Origin of the sequence: Chlorogloeopsis sp. ULAP01, assembly GCF_030381805.1 — a bacterium.
Taxonomy (GTDB): Bacteria; Cyanobacteriota; Cyanobacteriia; order Cyanobacteriales; family Nostocaceae; genus Chlorogloeopsis.
Genome location: NZ_JAUDRH010000003.1, coordinates 501,127 through 517,612, shown reverse-complemented (window position 1 = coordinate 517,612; position 16,486 = coordinate 501,127). Strand labels below are relative to the sequence as shown.

Annotated in this window: 10 protein-coding genes; 4 read left to right on the top strand and 6 right to left on the bottom strand. The window is 41.8% G+C overall.

Annotated features, from left to right (window positions below):
- Positions 1–104: 104 nt before the first annotated feature.
- Together QUB80_RS08505 and QUB80_RS08500 are read right to left on the bottom strand one after the other, a co-directional pair.
- A complete protein-coding gene (locus QUB80_RS08505) occupies positions 105–5,663 on the bottom strand; it encodes a translocation/assembly module TamB domain-containing protein (protein ID WP_289789063.1) in 5,559 nt (1,852 codons plus the stop codon).
- Positions 5,664–6,386: 723 nt separating this feature from the next.
- Entirely contained in the window at positions 6,387–6,827 is a 441-nt protein-coding gene (locus QUB80_RS08500; RefSeq protein WP_289789062.1) for a hypothetical protein, read from the bottom strand.
- Positions 6,828–7,264: 437 nt separating this feature from the next.
- Between QUB80_RS08500 and QUB80_RS08495 the strand changes: the two genes are divergently transcribed.
- Positions 7,265–7,879 carry a superoxide dismutase gene (locus tag QUB80_RS08495; protein ID WP_289789061.1) on the top strand — a complete coding sequence of 205 codons (615 nt, stop codon included), beginning with the start codon at positions 7,265–7,267 and terminating at the stop codon, positions 7,877–7,879.
- A 217-nt stretch (positions 7,880–8,096) separates the two neighbouring features.
- Here the strand turns inward: QUB80_RS08495 and QUB80_RS08490 are convergent, their stop codons facing one another.
- Positions 8,097–9,509, bottom strand: coding sequence for a reverse transcriptase family protein (locus QUB80_RS08490; RefSeq protein WP_289789060.1), 1,413 nt, complete (start codon positions 9,507–9,509; stop codon positions 8,097–8,099).
- A 393-nt stretch (positions 9,510–9,902) separates the two neighbouring features.
- On the opposite strand from QUB80_RS08490, the gene acsF reads away from it, so the two are divergent.
- The 3 genes from acsF (at position 9,903) to QUB80_RS08475 (ending at position 12,068) form a co-directional block, all read left to right on the top strand.
- Entirely contained in the window at positions 9,903–10,979 is a 1,077-nt protein-coding gene (gene acsF / locus QUB80_RS08485; protein ID WP_289789059.1) for a magnesium-protoporphyrin IX monomethyl ester (oxidative) cyclase, read from the top strand.
- A gap of 90 nt (positions 10,980–11,069) precedes the next feature.
- Entirely contained in the window at positions 11,070–11,762 is a 693-nt protein-coding gene (locus QUB80_RS08480; protein ID WP_289789058.1) for a hypothetical protein, read from the top strand.
- Positions 11,763–11,786: 24 nt separating this feature from the next.
- Positions 11,787–12,068: a hypothetical protein gene (locus QUB80_RS08475; RefSeq protein WP_289789057.1), complete on the top strand. Its 282-nt coding sequence runs from the start codon at positions 11,787–11,789 to the stop codon at positions 12,066–12,068.
- A gap of 146 nt (positions 12,069–12,214) precedes the next feature.
- Here QUB80_RS08475 and QUB80_RS08470 read toward each other — a convergent pair whose 3' ends face one another.
- From QUB80_RS08470 to hemE, 3 genes are all read right to left on the bottom strand, one after another.
- Complete coding sequence (locus QUB80_RS08470) at positions 12,215–13,735, bottom strand: FAD-dependent oxidoreductase (RefSeq protein WP_289789056.1); 1,521 nt, start codon at positions 13,733–13,735, stop codon at positions 12,215–12,217.
- A gap of 459 nt (positions 13,736–14,194) precedes the next feature.
- Positions 14,195–15,151: an NAD-dependent epimerase/dehydratase family protein gene (locus QUB80_RS08465; RefSeq protein WP_289789055.1), complete on the bottom strand. Its 957-nt coding sequence runs from the start codon at positions 15,149–15,151 to the stop codon at positions 14,195–14,197.
- 215 nt (positions 15,152–15,366) lie between these two features.
- Entirely contained in the window at positions 15,367–16,422 is a 1,056-nt protein-coding gene (hemE, locus tag QUB80_RS08460) for a uroporphyrinogen decarboxylase (protein ID WP_289789054.1), read from the bottom strand.
- Between the last annotated feature and the right edge of the window lie 64 nt (positions 16,423–16,486).

Below are 16,486 nucleotides of genomic sequence, written 5' to 3'. Positions count from 1 at the left end.
CTCAACCCTTTAACTAAGTAGCCCTGGCTGATCTGCGTACACCAATAACGAATGAAAAAACTTTCTTCCCTTCTGCCTTCCGCCGTCTGCCCTCTGCCTTCTACTTAAAACCTATCTTCATACTCTAGTACTGCTCGATTGTCACCAGATAAATCAGTAGAAGTACGTAGGCGTAATTCAGGATTGAGGCGGTAGTTAATGCCAAATTGAGGAGGTTTATCACTTGTCAAAATTTTAAGCGCAGAAACAGAAAAACTACGGGAAACATCAACCCCAGCTTCCATCGCCAAATCCACCGAAGAAGTATTTTTCTTGGTTGTGTTTGTGTCATCAAAAGTGATAGTGGGAAACAGACGTAGTTCGCTCAAACCAAAAGCATTGCCAATTTGGTTAAATGTTCGCTGAAGATTCAAAGCCGAACCAGCTAAGTTGACAAGTCCTAGTGTAGTATCACCGCGTCCAAATGTTTCCACAAAACTACCTCCAAGCAAGGCTACTATTTCTGTTTGACTGCGAGAAGGATTGCTTGTTAATTCTAAATGTTGGTTGAGTTGACTAGCTGGCCCATCAATTATAGCTTCTACACGAACCGTATTTACAGGATCAAAAGTTGTAATAATCCCATCGTTAATTTCTGAAGATACAGATGAACTAGTAACTTGTAAAGGATTTGCGTCTAAAACACTGGCAATTAAGCGAATATCCAAGTCAGGATTTTGATTGCCTCTAAAAGTAGCTGTATGCTCATAACCACGAGCAAGATTAAATTGGGTAGTAAATAAATTTACATCTCCATTGCGCAATCTAATCGTTCCTTCAGGTTCTGGTTTATTTAGGGAGCCATTAACGCTGAGAGAGCCAGTAGCTTGAAAACTGAGAATCGGTGGCAGGGCTATTTCTACATTCTTGCCCAGTAAGATTTGTAAATCGTCTAAACGTGTCGCTGCATTTCCACCATTAGATTTCTCTTGCTTGATTGCTTTTAAAAGCGCACTTTCTTCATTATTATTGGCATTAGCAACAGCGTTTGCAGATTCTGTCAGTAAAACTTGACCGTCAGATAACTTGAGATTACCACCAATAGCCGGATTTAGAGCAGAACCAGTAATCAGCAAGTCTCCGCTCACGCCTCCTTCATACCTGCCCTTCAGATTCACTGCTAACTGATTCAGGGAAACATTGAGAGGATTGTCTATTGACTGTTGTGAGTTACTGAAAACGGGTATCTCCCCTTGAGCAATGATGTTACCTTTGCTAAATTTGCCTTGAAGACTTTCTACTTTGATCCGGTCAAAATTAAACTCTAATTTTCCTGTTACATCTGTGAGCTTTTCTGGCAGAGCCTGAGCCGCAAAAGTAGCTCCCTTAACAGTAGCAATACCCTTTAGCACTGGCTGTTCTGTTGTTCCGCTTACTGTCAAGTTTACATCTCCCTCGCCTTTCTCAAACGCGACTTGGTCAGTTAATAAGTTTAATACTGCCAATCCTTCATTTTGAACTTTGACATCCAAACTGACTTGATTGTGATCTGGCATGACAGAAGCAAAAGGCAATTTGTAGGGAAGGCTACCAGTGATAGTAACTGGTTCCGAGCCAGAAACCATCACATTACTACCAAAATTTAAGCGCCCATTGTTATAGCTAAAGCTAGCATTTGCTGACTCTATTCCCTTCTGGTTCAGGGTTCCATCTGTGATGTACAATTCTCCTCTGGCTTGGGGATTGGCTGTACTACCTGCTAATGTTGCTGTGGCGTTGATATTACCTGTTAAACCAACAGGCAGTTTGACATAATTATTCAGTAGTTGGAGAGGAAGATTTGTGACTCGCAGTTGTCCAGATTGTTCTGTACCGCCAATATTACCAGTAAAGGCTATTAGCCTGTTATTTGATTCGAGACGCAAAGGTAGTAATGTCAGTACACCATTTTCAAAACTGCCTTGGGCGATCACCTGATCTGCTGTGTAAAGTCGCTCTGGTTCGTCTTCTCGTCCCCAAACAAAATTTTGACCTTTGAAGTTAAACTTTACTGTCATTTTGTTAGCAGTGGCTGTATCAACGGCAACTTCACCATTGAAACTTCCTTTTAAATCTGCTAAATCTGGTACGAAAGAAGCATCGCGACGTTGTTGTTGCTGCTGTGCTAACAATGCCTCAATTTCTGAAAAACGCTGGATTTGAGTTAGTAAGGGTTGATTTGCTAAACCAACTGACACTGTTTTCAAGTCACTGGCGCTGCCATAGCTTGGTGTAGTGACACCACGTTGAAAGTCTTTGATATCGAATAACTGCAATACTGTTAAAACGTCTTGGATTTGACCTTGGCTAACTGTTAATTTACCTTGAATTTGGGGTTTTGCAGCTGTTGGTGCAAAAGTACCAACCATAGCGTAACGGCTATTTCCTCTAATAAAGGCACTATCGCGCAGAGTTACCTTGCCATCTTCATAACGAAATTGAGCTGACAAGCGATCGCCACTGATGCGAGCTAGTTGTGGTTGAGCGATCGCAATATCTCCTGCCGTTGCCCAAGTTTTTTGATTAATTTGTAGATTTCCCGATAACAACCCTGCAACCTTACCAGCACCCAAAAAAGTGGTAGCAGGCACATCTACATTCAAAACTGTCAAGGGAAAATTTTCTAGTTTAGCCACCAAATTATCGCCCTGTACTGTTCCAGTTGCAGAAGCTTCCTGCCATTTCACAGCAAAAGCAGTGGGACGATTATTTGCATCTAAGTTGAAGGCAAGTTTATCACGCGTACCTGAGACATTCAAATTTAAACCTTGTCCCTGCACAGACTGAATATTTCCAGTTAATACTGGCTCAAAAGCAAATTTATTTACTGCTAAATTCCTCAGTGCAAGTGTTCCTAATAAATTGGGTGTAGACAGTTTTCCAGTAATTTGCCCGCTAAAATCAGCTTTACCTGCTAAATCAACTGCATTAGGTAACTTGATAGGTAATTTATTTAAATTGTAATTTTTTGCTTGGATATTAAGAGCTAAACCAGTAATTTCCGGTGCAATGCTCGAATTGGCTTTGGTTAATATATAGCCATTAGCGTTTAAATCACGAGCTGTTGCTCGTTGAATCAGCAGCTTTTCTCCATCCCAGCCAATTTCTGCTGTTAGTTGTTCTTCAATACCAGCGATACCCTGAGAAAACTGTAACTGACCGATCGCCCGCAAATTCTGTAGAGAGGCAAATATTTGTGTCTCTAAATTTCCGGCAACTTGGATTTTGCCGCCCAATTTACCTTGCAACTGCTCGGAGAACTGATTTAATTTTACACCATTAGCATTAACTACAGCTTGATAGCGACCGTTTGCCAATTGGATGTTTGTAGCAGTAATTGTGCCATCAGCTACATTCAACTGAGCTTGTCCTTTCGCTTGAATAGCTTGTGGCTGGAATGATTCCAAAGAACCTGCGATATTTAACTGACCTTTTAGTTTTCCTTGAAATTGCTGAGGCAATTGTGCTAATTGTTGCATATGTACGTTATTTGCTTGCAACTGGGCTTGATAAATACCATCAGCCAATTGAATATTTGAAGCGGTAATCGTGCCACCACTTACCGCTAAACTTGCTGAACCACTGCCTTGTAAAGTTTTAAGGTTGAAAGCATCTGTATTACCTGAGATTTGAAGCTTACCCGCCAATGTCCCCTGTAATGCTGGGGGAGACTTTTTCAACAGACGCCCCAGCCGCACGCCGTTTGCTACAAGTTGAGCAGAAAAGCTTTTTTCTCCCAGTTGAATTTTAGAAACTGCTACCGTACCATCTGCAACTTGAACTTTAGCGTTTTGAGTGTCAATGCTGGCAATTTTGAAGGGAGCGGAGGTGCCTGAGAGGATGAGACGACCGTTCAAGTTAGCATGATTGAGAGATACATTTTGCAGTTGGCTAGGGTTGATGAAGCGTTCTAGTTGTATCTTGGAAGCATCAGCTACAGCTTGCCAGCGCTCTTGATTCCAGTTGCCAGCAGCCACCAACTTGCCACCACCTACGCTCACAGCCACATTGCGGAAAGATAAACTACGATCATCCTTCACAACCACTTCACCAGTTGTGGGATACTGGGCTTGATTAGCTCGAAATTGCACCACTGTTTGGACGTTATCAGTAGTACCAGTCAGTTTAGCTGTAGCGGAGACAGTGCCTATTTGGAACGGAGTTTTGGAGTTGTAAAGGGAGGCGATCACATCTCCCGGAATATTCTTTGCCGTTAAATTAAAATTTAATTGAGGAGTTGTGCCAAGCTCAACTGTACCAGTACCCCCAATCTCACCACCGAGTTTTGTCTGTCCTTGAATATCTTTAAATGTAATTACAGCTGCTGTCGGCGAATATTCAAACTTACCCTTGACGCTATTAAAGTCAACTTTGTCGATGCGAGCAGGCTTGCTCGTGGTCACTGTACCTGAAAGAATAGGATTGGTGGGTTCTCCAACCAACTGCAAATCTGCTTTTACCTCCCCAGCTACAGGTACGGGCAGTTTCAGCTTGAGAGTTTCTTGAGCAGCCTCTGTACTGACTGCATTGACACGCCCTGCCAGCTTGTAACCAGTTCTAGTGTCGATCATGCCATTAGTTACCAGTGGTACTTTACCGTAACTTGTGACAATATTATCTAGCTTGACTTCCGTCTCTTGAAAGCGAAGTGTTCCTTGTGAATTTATAAATGGTTGTGGTACACGAGGAACTTGAGCCTGAACATTTTGCAAACCAACACTACCAAATAATAAAGGCGGTTGATTTTGCCTCAATTCGGCTTGCATATGCAAGTCGCCATTTACCTTGCCAGCCTGAAATGCCAGTGGTAATTTAATCAGGCGAGTAACATCAGAGGCTAGCAAGTCTTGCCCCCGCACTTTTAAATTAGTTGCCAGTGTCTTCGGGCGGATATTTCCTTGCAAAGAAAGGTTACCACCAGTATTTGCCTTCCCTACTAAATCAAACTTGATCAATTCATTACTTTCTAATAATTGAGCAGTTCCATTTATTTGCGAAAATGCCACTGCCGAGAAAAAACCAGGAGGAAATACAGATTGGATTGTAGGGGAAGGTGTTTCTGGTTTGTTTTCTTGTGCTTTTCCAACTTTAAAATTTTTCTCTTGTTCTCTTCTCCATTGCTCATTTGGTACTAATGTCAACTGAGCATCGCGAAATCGGAGTTTATCTAACTCTGTTTGAATCAGTCCGCCTTTAGCTGGCTTTGCTAAAGTAGTAGTAGTCCAGCGTCCTTCTTCATCCTGCTCAATATAAACGTTCGGATTAACCAAAGTAACATCTAGCTTCAGATTGTGGGTAAAAAGTAACCGCAATGGATTAAAACCCACTTCTACAGTACCGACTGCAACATAGTCTGGATCTGTAGGTGTTGCCGGAATAGCTGAAGCCCCAAACTTTACTCCAGAGAGCGAAAATTCTTTCACTTCCCCCAGTTTGACAGGACGATTAAGTGTATTCGTCAGGCTTTTTTCTGCTAATGGTGTTAAATCTTTGTGAACAAAACTCCATAATCGCCAAGCACCCCCTACAAGTCCAAGTAGTAAAATTCCACCTAAACCAATGCCGCCACGGTTTAACATCAATAACCATAGACGCTTATTGGTGAGGGTTTGGGCTTGACACTTGGGATTTAGAGATTTACTCATTTGGTTTTACCGTTTACTAGTTGAGTTTGGCAAGCACACTAGTAGAATTCACTGACGCTATTAGCTGGCTACAGCTACGCCATTACCAGCATACAAACCTAATTTGGATTTGGACTTGGAGATTAATGACGAGCTAAAGTAGATTTTGTCTATGGTAGCTATAGCCTTGATTACCAATATCCAAAAAAATACGGCTGGGTTGTAAGTATCTTACTGATAAATCTAGAATTCTTTGCTCATTGTTTGATATTTTTATTTGTAAGCGATCGCTTCATATTACTTTAAAATCTGAGATTGTTAAAAACTGCTGACGAGCCTAAAAATCAGAAGATTCTGACTCCTGACTTCTGTTATGTGCTCAACAAGCATAAAAGGAATATAAACTTATCAACCTAATCTAATCTCTAAAATCCAAAATCGGTATACCGAGTAATACTGGAGAGGGTAAAAAAATTAAGACATCACCCAATGTATAAAGTTTACAAGGGCCAATGACAATAACCTCAAAAGCAAAAGGGTACTGAGGAAGGAACAGATGAGGGAGATAGGGAAGATGGGGAGGATGGGGAAGAGTTTACTCTTATCACTTCCTCCACTCCTTTTCCCTTGTCTCCACCTTTATCCTTCTCCTTGTCCAAGTCTTACCTTATGCCACGGTGCTCCTTGTTCGCCCGCAGGTGGCGAACTCACGCCTCCTCTGCCTCCAGCATAGCTGCCTTATTTTCACCCACCGCGATCGCGCTGTAGATCGTAAATAACCTTCTCGGCATACCAATCTATCGATTTGCCTGGATATTTTTGTTTTGCCTGGGTTAAAAGACGTGTTGCAGCATCTCTATCGTCATGCAGCAGGTTGATAAGTTTCTTTTGCAGTTTGCGGCTAGCCTGCTCAAGCCTAATGGTAGAAGTTTGTTGCTCTGCCAATGAAAAATTCTGTTGGCGGCGATTCCCTTTTTTACTCAACACAATGCCAGTGGCAACACCAGTTGCCACAACTGTTACTAACATGAGTGTGGAATTACTGCCTCGTCTTTCAGGTTCGTTAATCTGATTATTTACGGAACTAGCAACAGCAAGTTGTGAGATTGGTTGCTGAATTTGTGGTGCAATGTCGGTTGCAACCCCAGCTGCAAGAAGACTAGCTGCAACACTAGTAGTCAACATTTTGACAGTATCTCTAGATTTAGGAATAGAAAAAGCGTGAGACATCTTAAGTAACAAATAAACGAAAGACTAGTATCAGTTCTATACTTCTAGTTTGGTTAATAACTATGACAAAAGTGTGTCAATCTAGCTGGATGCAATGAATGCGATCGCTTTATACCAGAGAACTAGATACTAGGGCATTCTAAGTGCGACATGACAACGCTCCGTAAGAAATTAATCTAGTTGATAGTAATACTCACAAGCTGAGTTTTGAAAATATATCAATAATGACTTTTATTATCTTTTTCTTATTTTATTAGTTGCAACTCATAATCATTATGGCTATGATATAGCTAAGAGGATAATTTATTGTTCAGATCAAAGCCTGTTAACCTTCAGCACTTATAAAGCTGATCTAAATAGTTTTTGCTCACTCACATACATAGGAGAGACACATGGCTCATACATTAGCGCCATTGCCTTATGACTATGCTGCATTGGAGCCGTATATAGATGCTCAAACTATGCAGTTGCACCACGACAAACATCATGCTGCCTATGTCAATAACTTGAATGCAGCTTTAGAAAAGTATCCAGACTTGATGAGTAAATCCGTTGAGGAGTTAATCATCAATTTAGAGCAAATACCATCAGAAATTCGCACAGTTGTGCGGAACAATGCAGGGGGACATTTTAACCACACCCTGTTTTGGAAAAGTATGAGTCCAAATGGTAGCAAAACACCAACTGGAGCCATTACTGAGGCAATTGAAGTAACTTTCAGCAGTTTTGACAACTTCAAGCAGCAGTTTAACGAAGCTGGAATGAAGCAATTTGGTAGTGGCTGGGTATGGTTGACTTTTAACTCTTCTGGCAGACTCGAAATTGTCACTACTCCTAATCAAGATAGTCCCCTCACCAGTCGGCTTTACCCATTGTTAGGTAATGATGTGTGGGAACACGCTTATTACCTCAAGTATCAAAACCGTAGAAAAGACTATCTAGATGCTTGGTGGAACGTAGTAGACTGGGATGAGGTCAATCGTAGGTTTGAAACAGCAAGGCAGTAAGGGACTTTCAATTGAAAAATCTCCAATTTGTAGCGTGCGTTAGGAAGATAATCCGTAACGCACTATCAAACCTCGAATCATTGTGGGTTACGCTATCGCTAACCCACCCTACATTTATTAGGTAATTTATTTTTTGATAATTTCTAAAACCAAGTTATCTAAGAAAATAGTATAACTATGAAATCAGAGATTTATTCCCTGACTTTAGTTAAATCACTCACTTTTGGCGGCGAGAATATTTCTTTTTAATGCGTTGTACTTGCTGCTGAAACTCCACGCCTTTTTCAGGATTTACCATTGCCACAAAATTAGCGAAGCCGCTAATGGCAGCAATCAAATTAGTAGAATTTCCCCAATGTTTGCCTTCTATACCGTCTTTTTCAATTTGATATAAAGTAGCACGGAACTGCTTTAATATCTTTTTGGAAATATTGAGTTTATTGTTCACCACTACTCCCGTAACTTCCTGCTGACGGGATTTGCGGAGAATTCTAGTTTTGTCCTGATTAATGGTAAAACCTTCATAAGTAACTATTGACTCTGTGCGTTTTAGAAGATTGCAGATATGACGTAAGCTATCGTCAGAGGCAGAAAAGGTGATGTCGTCGGCGTAGCGGGTGTAAGTAAAACCCAAACTTTCCGCCATTGTTGTTAATTTTCTGTCTAAGCGGCGACAAAGAAGATTGGTAATTACTGGGCTGGCTGGCGAACCTTGGGGAAGATGTCTTTCTGCCAGTGCTACATAATATGTCTTGCCATCTAACTCCAATTCCTCAACTTCGGCAGCTGTACAGAGCAAACCAAATATTGTTGCTGCGGCTTCCGAGTAACCAAAGGATAGAAAAAGCCCTTTGACACGCTTGTAAGAAATTGTAGGGAAAAAATCCTTGAGATCAAAGTTGATAATGACATCAGCGCCAACATGGGGAGTAGCATTGGTAACAATAGAACGTTGGATACGAAAGCCATGTGCAGCGTCGTGAACTTCCAATTTTTGGAGAAGATTCTCTAAAATCCAGTGCTGTGACTGTTTTAAATGAGGCATCGGTGCTGAGATCAACCGCTCTCCACCAGTTTTTTTCGGGATTTTAAAACGGATGTAATGGGATACAGTAGATGTTTTGCGATCAAAAGCCAAAAATCTGAGTTTACCAACACTAATTTCCATTGCTGCCGCAATTTCTTCTGCGGTGTTGCACAGTGGTAAACCTAGCGATCGCAACTTTTCCTCATTGCCTTGGCTGTAATTTAATCCAGCAGATACACCCTCACCAAGATAAATAATCTCTTGTTGTTTTTTCTGTTTCCAAGCCTGGCTATTTTCTTGGCGTTCTCTTTCTCGGCGTTCTTTTGTTTGTTGCTGCTTGCGTCGCGATTCTTCCAAACGCTGTTTCAACATCTGCTTACGCAGTGCTTTTTCATTCTGGAGGCGGCTACTTTCCTGGCGTAGCTTTTCTAGTTCCCTTCTAATTTCTCCAGCGCGGCGAATTTCATCTGCTGGATCTTGCGGTATGCTACCTTGAGCAGGCCAAAAACCATAGCGGATCATCTCTTCGAGGATGAATTCCTCTCTGCCCATCTTGCGGATGCGATCGTATAGTTCCTCACGGGTGCGGGGTTGATCAGTCATAGTTTTTGGAGTGAGGGAGTGAGTAGGGATATTACCTAATTGAATGATAAATTTTTCATTGGCAACAGATTTGTCCAGTTTATTCGTGATTTTTGAAGTTGGGTAGATTAGTCATTGGTCATTGGTTAGTGGTTAGTGGTTAATAGGTTGCTTGTCTCCCCATCTCCCCTTGTCCCCGCGTCTCCGTGTCCCCTTATCCCCGCGTCTCCCCCCTCCTCCCTAACGATTTTGTTGCAACTCTTAATGTTTTATCCCTCTGTTCGTACCCTGCACCTTGGTAGACTGATTTTTAATACACAAATATATTATTCTGGTCTGTTGCGCCACTTGAAAGCAAAAACCTTGGCTTTCTAGGGCATTCAACAATAAAAAGTCATTCATGGCAATTGCGACATGGTAGATTCCCTAAAAAAACCAGGTTTTGAAGAATTGCGTCCGGGAATTAAAGTTCCGGCAAAAGATACCCTGTTAACACCCCGTTTTTACACTACTGATTTTGATGCGATGGCGCGGATGGATATCTCCGTCAATGAAGACGAGTTAAGAGCTATCCTGGAAGAATTTCGTGCTGATTACAACCGCCATCACTTTGTTCGGGATGCCGAGTTTGAACAATCCTGGGATCATATTGACGGGGAAACTCGCCAATTATTTGTTGAATTTCTAGAGCGTTCGTGTACGGCTGAGTTTTCTGGCTTTTTGCTTTACAAAGAACTTAGCCGCCGTCTCAAAGACAAAAGCCCAGTTTTGGCAGAATGTTTTAGCCTGATGTCACGGGATGAAGCGCGTCATGCCGGCTTTTTAAACAAAGCAATGGCAGATTTTAATCTGTCTTTGGATTTGGGCTTTTTAACCAAGAGCAAAAATTACACCTACTTTGAGCCGAAATTCATTTTCTACGCTACCTACCTTTCGGAAAAGATAGGTTATTGGCGCTATATCACGATTTTCCGTCACCTGGAAGCACATCCAGAAGACAGAATTTATCCTATCTTCCGTTGGTTTGAAAACTGGTGTCAGGATGAAAACCGTCACGGAGATTTCTTTGATGCTGTAATGAAATCTCAGCCGCAAATGCTCAATGACTGGAAGGCGCGGCTATGGTGTCGCTTCTTCTTGCTGTCAGTGTTTGCGACGATGTATCTCAATGACATCCAGCGCTACGACTTCTATGCCTCGATTGGATTGGATGCAAGAGAATACGACAAACACGTGATTGAAAAGACAAATGAAACTGCTGGGCGGGTGTTCCCGGTAATGCTGGATGTAGAAAACCCAGAGTTTTATGAGCGGTTGGAGATTTGTGTCAAGAATAACGAAAAGTTGACAGCGATCGCTTGCTCTAATACTCCTAAATTCTTCCAATTCTTCCAGAAACTGCCTTATTACATTTCCAATGGTTGGCAGATGCTGCGGCTGTACTTGATGAAACCTATTAATGCTGCTGCCGTCGAAGGAACTGTACGCTAAGTTCTCCAGGTTTTGCTAAAAATTAAGTGGTTCTGCTGAGGGTAGAACCACTTTTTTTTACGAACCGCCGAGACATAAGGACACCCAGGAATGAAAGGCAAGTTGTCAATTTTATGCTTTGGATTAGGTATTAATTTACTTTTGATGACTGCCCCTAGTCGATGCGAAACTCCAAAATCCCAAGCTCAAGATTTAGATTTAAGTCCAGAAGTAATCAAAAATAGTCCTGTTTTACAAAGATGGCGGCGTCAAATACCAAATGTATTGGAAGATATACGTAATGAACCTAGTTTTCGGACTAGAGTTAGGCTAGGTTATTCTTACTTTCCTTCTAGTGGGAATGCAAGTGGAATAAATTTTGGTGTAGAGGATATATTTATCGGTCGTAGTGGCTTAACAATCAGTGGTGAATATCAGGCAGCATTCAATGATAAACGTGAAACATATGGTACAGATTTATATTATTATTTGCGTCCACTAGGCAGCTATGTTAACTTTGCACCACTGGTAGGATATCGGTATTTACAAACTGACGATTATTCAACAGACGGGGTAAATGTGGGTGTGAAATTAATGTTGATACTGTCTCGTGGTGGTGCAGCCGATATTTCTCTCACTCAAAGTTGGGTTTCTCCCGGTAGTAGCCAAGAAGTCGGTTTCACAACTTTGTCGTTGGGTTATGCCCTCACTTCCCATCTGCGTTTATCTACAGATATTCAGCAACAAAACTCTCGTGGCGATAAAGATAGTCGGGTGGGTGTAGTTTTGGAATGGATGCCGTAGATTAGGGACTAGGGATTAGGGGCTATGAAGAGGACAAGGCGCAGGAAAGACAAGGAGACAAGAGAGCCAGTGCGCCCTTGCGGAGCCAGTGCGTTGCGGAGCCAGTGCGGTGAAGCAGCCCCCGTCTTGGCGGTTCCCGGCGATGGGGGACTGCTGAACCCGGAGGGTGGACGGGTTCCCCGGCATAAAGGAGCCAGCGCGCCCTTGCGGGTTAAGCGCGTTGTAGCGACTGGCGTCACCTGGCGTCGGGTTAAGCGCGTTGTAGCACCTGGCGTCGGGTTAAGAGCGTTGTGGCACCTGGCATAGGCAAGAACGTCAATCACAATTCCCTTTATCCTCGTGTCCTCTTTACCTAATCTCCGTACTCTACGAGATGCCGCTTGCGCGTCTACGCATAGCGTCTCCCTTAGGAGAATTCCCGATACCCAGTCACCAGTACCCAATCCCCAATTCTAGGATTTGTAACGTTTGAGGTTTTTTACTGGGGGGCCGTGTAATACTTTACCATCACAGCTAAAACGCCCTCCGTGACAAGGACAATCCCAGCTTTTCTCTGCATTGTTCCAATTAACAATACAGCCTAAATGGGTACAAGTTGCTGATACTGCATGAATTTTTCCTTCTTCGTCTCGGTAGGCAGCAATTTTGTGACCATTAATAGTGAGTAACTTTCCTTCACCTGGAGCAACATCAGCCAAAGAAGAACGCTCAAGTCCTTTGAGGCGATCGCCTACCCAATGAAATCCTACTTCTAGATTGTTCTTGAGAGATTCGACAGTTACAAACGGAGTAGCACGGGTAGAGTTGTAGAGCTTGAGCCAAGGATTATCAACTCCCAAAACTAAATCAGAAAGCAGCATTCCTGCCAGTGTGCCTTTGCTCATACCCCAAAGACTAAAACCAGTTGCCACGTATAAATGATTGTTAAAGGGAGTTACTTTACCAATATAGGGCAGCTGATCGAAGGAAACCATATCCTGTGTAGACCAACGGTACTCAAATTGTTCTACTCCAAAACGGGAACGAGCGTAAGCTTCTAACTGGAGGTAACGCTCCTCTGTATTAGTAACAGTACCAACTTTATGTCCTCCACCACCTATCAATAACAGCAATCCTCCATCTGGAGCAGGAGTTGTTCGAATCGACTGATAATCATTACCTGTACCAATGTACATTCCTTCCGGAGCCTGATTTGGATCAATGCGGGCAGCAATAATATAGGAACGTTTGGGATAATTTTTAGCAAAAAATAATCCTTGATCTAAAATAGGCGCATTGGTAGCAATAATTACATCTTTTGCTTTGATAACTCCAGTAGCTGTTATTACCTGACAAGGAGTTCCTTCTTCGACGTTCCGTACACGCGTATTTTCAAACACATAACTGCCATTACCATCAATGAGCTTGGCAAGATGTAGCAAATATTTACGAGCATGAAATTGAGCTTGATTGTCAAATTTTACTGCTCCTGCGATCGCAAATGGCAAAGAAGTTTCTGTTACAAACGAAGCAGGTAATCCTAACTTAACTGCTGCTTCAACTTCTGAGCGCACATCATCTAATGTTTCTGTTGTTTCTGCAAATGTATAAGCACTTGTGCGACTGAAATCGCAATCAATATTTTCTTCTTCTACAAACTGTGCAACTCTTTCGATTGCAATTTGATTAGAATCTGCATAAATCTGCGCCTTTTCTTCACCAGCTTCCTTAATTAACTGAGCATAAATTAGCTGATGAAGTGAAGTTACCTTAGCTGTTGTATGCCCACTGACACCTGTTGCAATTTGCTGGGCATCAAGCACTGCAACAGTCTTTCCAGCGCGTTTGAGGAGTATCGCAGCCGTAATTCCGGCAATTCCTCCTCCTACAATTGCGACATCAACTGATATCTCATTTGTCAGAGATGGAAAATTTGATGTGTGAGGAGTTGAAGCAATCCAATAAGAGATTGCTTTTCCGGGGAGTTGAGACATGGTATTTTATAAGACAGCTGTGCTAATACCATTTTTATATTCCAAATCTTATAAAATCTTCATCTTCCAAGGGTTGAAGTGCAAGCTTCTACGTTTTTATATCGAAAGATATATAGCAAATTAATTTGATTTGGTGGTATGGCGAACCTGAAGAACGAGTTTAGTCTTTACCTAATAAATATAAATGTTTGTAGTTATTAACAAAACAATTCACAAACAAATTAAATAATTCACTCTCACTCTTGTGATTAGTTCCAAAAAGATTAGTATTTTCCTTTTTTCTACTTATTCTCATGCAGTGCGTGATAGCTAACGCTTAAAACATCCTTTTATCCTATAGGCTATAAGGCTCATTCACAAAGATAGCCTGTCTACGCGAGTTATATAAAAAAGGTGTAAAACAATCGGATGTGGTATAAATAAGTGCATTAGAGCTACCAGTTTTTCTAAAATACAAAGCTATTTAACACCCTCAACACCACTTATCTTCAAAACATCACTGATGGTGGCACAGTAATTAGGTAATCCAAAGCTGGCGGGATTGATGACACTTTGATAGGTAAAATGTCGATAGTTCATGCAAAATCTATCCCAAGCTGCCATGCGGATATTAAATACGGCAATGATTAAATTTGCTAACGATAAAGACAAAGGTATACGAAAATAAACTCTTTTACCGAGATAAGCGCAAACTTCTTCAACCGCTTGATTGACTGTTAACTGCGCTTGCCCTAAAACCAACTTGCGTGGTTCATTTTCTTTGGGAGGATTGTCAATTAAATATCGCACAACAGTAGCAATATCTCTGCCGTGAATAAAGTGAAAACTACCGTCTGCTTGCAAAAAGCGAATTATGTTTATGTATTTTGCGATTTCGGGAATGCCTGAGGTGGAGTGGGAATAGGGTTTATTGCTGTCACCACCCAAGACTAAAGTGGGGAAAACTTCAGTCACTTTAGGTGCGATCGCTAATTTTGATAAGCGCATCAAACACTCATACTTCGAACTAATATAATCTGTTCCGATTTCTCCTGCTTCTTTGAGTGGTTGACTGTTATAGTCTAAGACACTAGCGGTAGAAAAATAAATAACTTGTTCGCACCGATCCGGATCTAGATAACTTAATAACTCTAATGTTTTAATGACGTTAATATCAAATGTAGCTGCACCACCCCATGCTGTTGCTGTTAGTACAGCAACGTCTATTGTTTTCAACAAGTCGGCAAACTTGTCAATTTCCTGCATATCACCTTGCAAGATGGTAATACCAGGACGTACTTGAGTATCAACTTGTAGTTTTTGAGGATTTCTAACCAGTAAATATAACTCGTGATTCGTTTCTTGAATCAAAGCTTCACTGATGTAGTGTCCAATACAGCCACTAGCACCAGTGACTAAAATGCGTTTTTGGTTCATAAATAGTTAGGGGTTAGTGGTTAATAGCTAATAGCTAATAGCTAATGGCAATTAACAATTAACAATTAGCAATTAACACAATCAACAACCAACAACTTAAATAAGTAGGCATAATCAACTGGCGTCACCAGAACGGATAAAAGTACTTTCTTTCCTTGTGCCTACCTACGCAAGCCGCTTGCGCATCTACTGCCTTCTGCCTTCTACTTAACTCATCAAACAACTGCGGCATTTAGTCCTTTAGCGGTTTCAAAGAAGAAAGCGACATTTTCTTCTGGAGTTTCTGGGAGAACACCATGTCCAAGATTGAGAATGTATCCTCTATTACCAGCTTTGCGAACTGTATCTAGAATGCGATCGCGAATAAATTCTTTGGAACCGAAGAGTACACCAGGATCGAGATTTCCTTGCACTTTCACGTTTTTGCCCAATCTTGCTCGTGCATCTGCCATATCGACTGTCCAGTCTATAGTAAGCACATCTGCACCTGATTGTGCCATTCTTTCCAGCAAACCTGCGCTACCGCTAACTAGCAAAATTAAGGGTGTATCGGGATGAGTGGCTTTGACTTGTTCAAACACCCGCTTTTGATAGGGCAGAGCAAAAATCTCATAATCTTGAGGACTCAACTGCCCTGCCCAAGAGTCAAACATTTGTACAACTTGAGCGCCACAGTCAATTTGGTAGCGGACGTAAATAGCGATCGCATCTGCTAGTTTGGTTAACAATTGATGCAGTATTGCTGGCTGCGAAAACGCCATATTTTTGATCACAGAATAGGTTTTAGAACCTTTTCCTTCTACAGCATAAGCTGCTAATGTCCACGGCGCACCTACAAATCCCAATACCGTTGATTTGTTGCCTACTTCTTGGCGTAAAGCCTGCAAAATGGTTTTGATAAACGGCAAAGATTCTTCTGGTTCAAAGGTACGCAGATTCTCAATTTGTTCCTGCGTGCGGATGGGAGAATAAATTATTGGCCCCTTGCCTTCAGCAATGTCCATATCAATGCCTAAACCAGGTAGTGGCGTAACGATGTCAGAAAATAAAATCACACCGTCTGGTTGGAAAGCTCTCCACGGCTGCAAGGAAACTTCAATCGCAACTTCTGGTATTTCTGAGCGTTCGCGAAAAGAAGGGTATTTCTCCCTTAAATCTCGATAAGCTTTCATATATCGTCCTGCTTGCCGCATCATCCATACAGGCGGACGATCTACAACTTCACCACGAGCTGCCCTCAGGAGTAGGGGATCTGTTGAGGAAATACCCATTTAACAATTCATCCTAAACTCTTTTTTATGTCATTGTTTAGCTTATCATTCCAGCTTTGCCCTT

Coding starts and splice junctions, on each gene's coding strand:
- QUB80_RS08505 (WP_289789063.1), bottom strand. CDS start 5,663: ATGAGTAAATCTCTAAATCCCAAGTGTCAAGCCCAAACCCTCACCAAT.
- QUB80_RS08500 (WP_289789062.1), bottom strand. CDS start 6,827: ATGTTGACTACTAGTGTTGCAGCTAGTCTTCTTGCAGCTGGGGTTGCA.
- QUB80_RS08495 (WP_289789061.1), top strand. CDS start 7,265: ATGGCTCATACATTAGCGCCATTGCCTTATGACTATGCTGCATTGGAG.
- QUB80_RS08490 (WP_289789060.1), bottom strand. CDS start 9,509: ATGACTGATCAACCCCGCACCCGTGAGGAACTATACGATCGCATCCGC.
- acsF (WP_289789059.1), top strand. CDS start 9,903: ATGGTAGATTCCCTAAAAAAACCAGGTTTTGAAGAATTGCGTCCGGGA.
- QUB80_RS08480 (WP_289789058.1), top strand. CDS start 11,070: ATGAAAGGCAAGTTGTCAATTTTATGCTTTGGATTAGGTATTAATTTA.
- QUB80_RS08475 (WP_289789057.1), top strand. CDS start 11,787: ATGAAGAGGACAAGGCGCAGGAAAGACAAGGAGACAAGAGAGCCAGTG.
- QUB80_RS08470 (WP_289789056.1), bottom strand. CDS start 13,735: ATGTCTCAACTCCCCGGAAAAGCAATCTCTTATTGGATTGCTTCAACT.
- QUB80_RS08465 (WP_289789055.1), bottom strand. CDS start 15,151: ATGAACCAAAAACGCATTTTAGTCACTGGTGCTAGTGGCTGTATTGGA.
- hemE (WP_289789054.1), bottom strand. CDS start 16,422: ATGGGTATTTCCTCAACAGATCCCCTACTCCTGAGGGCAGCTCGTGGT.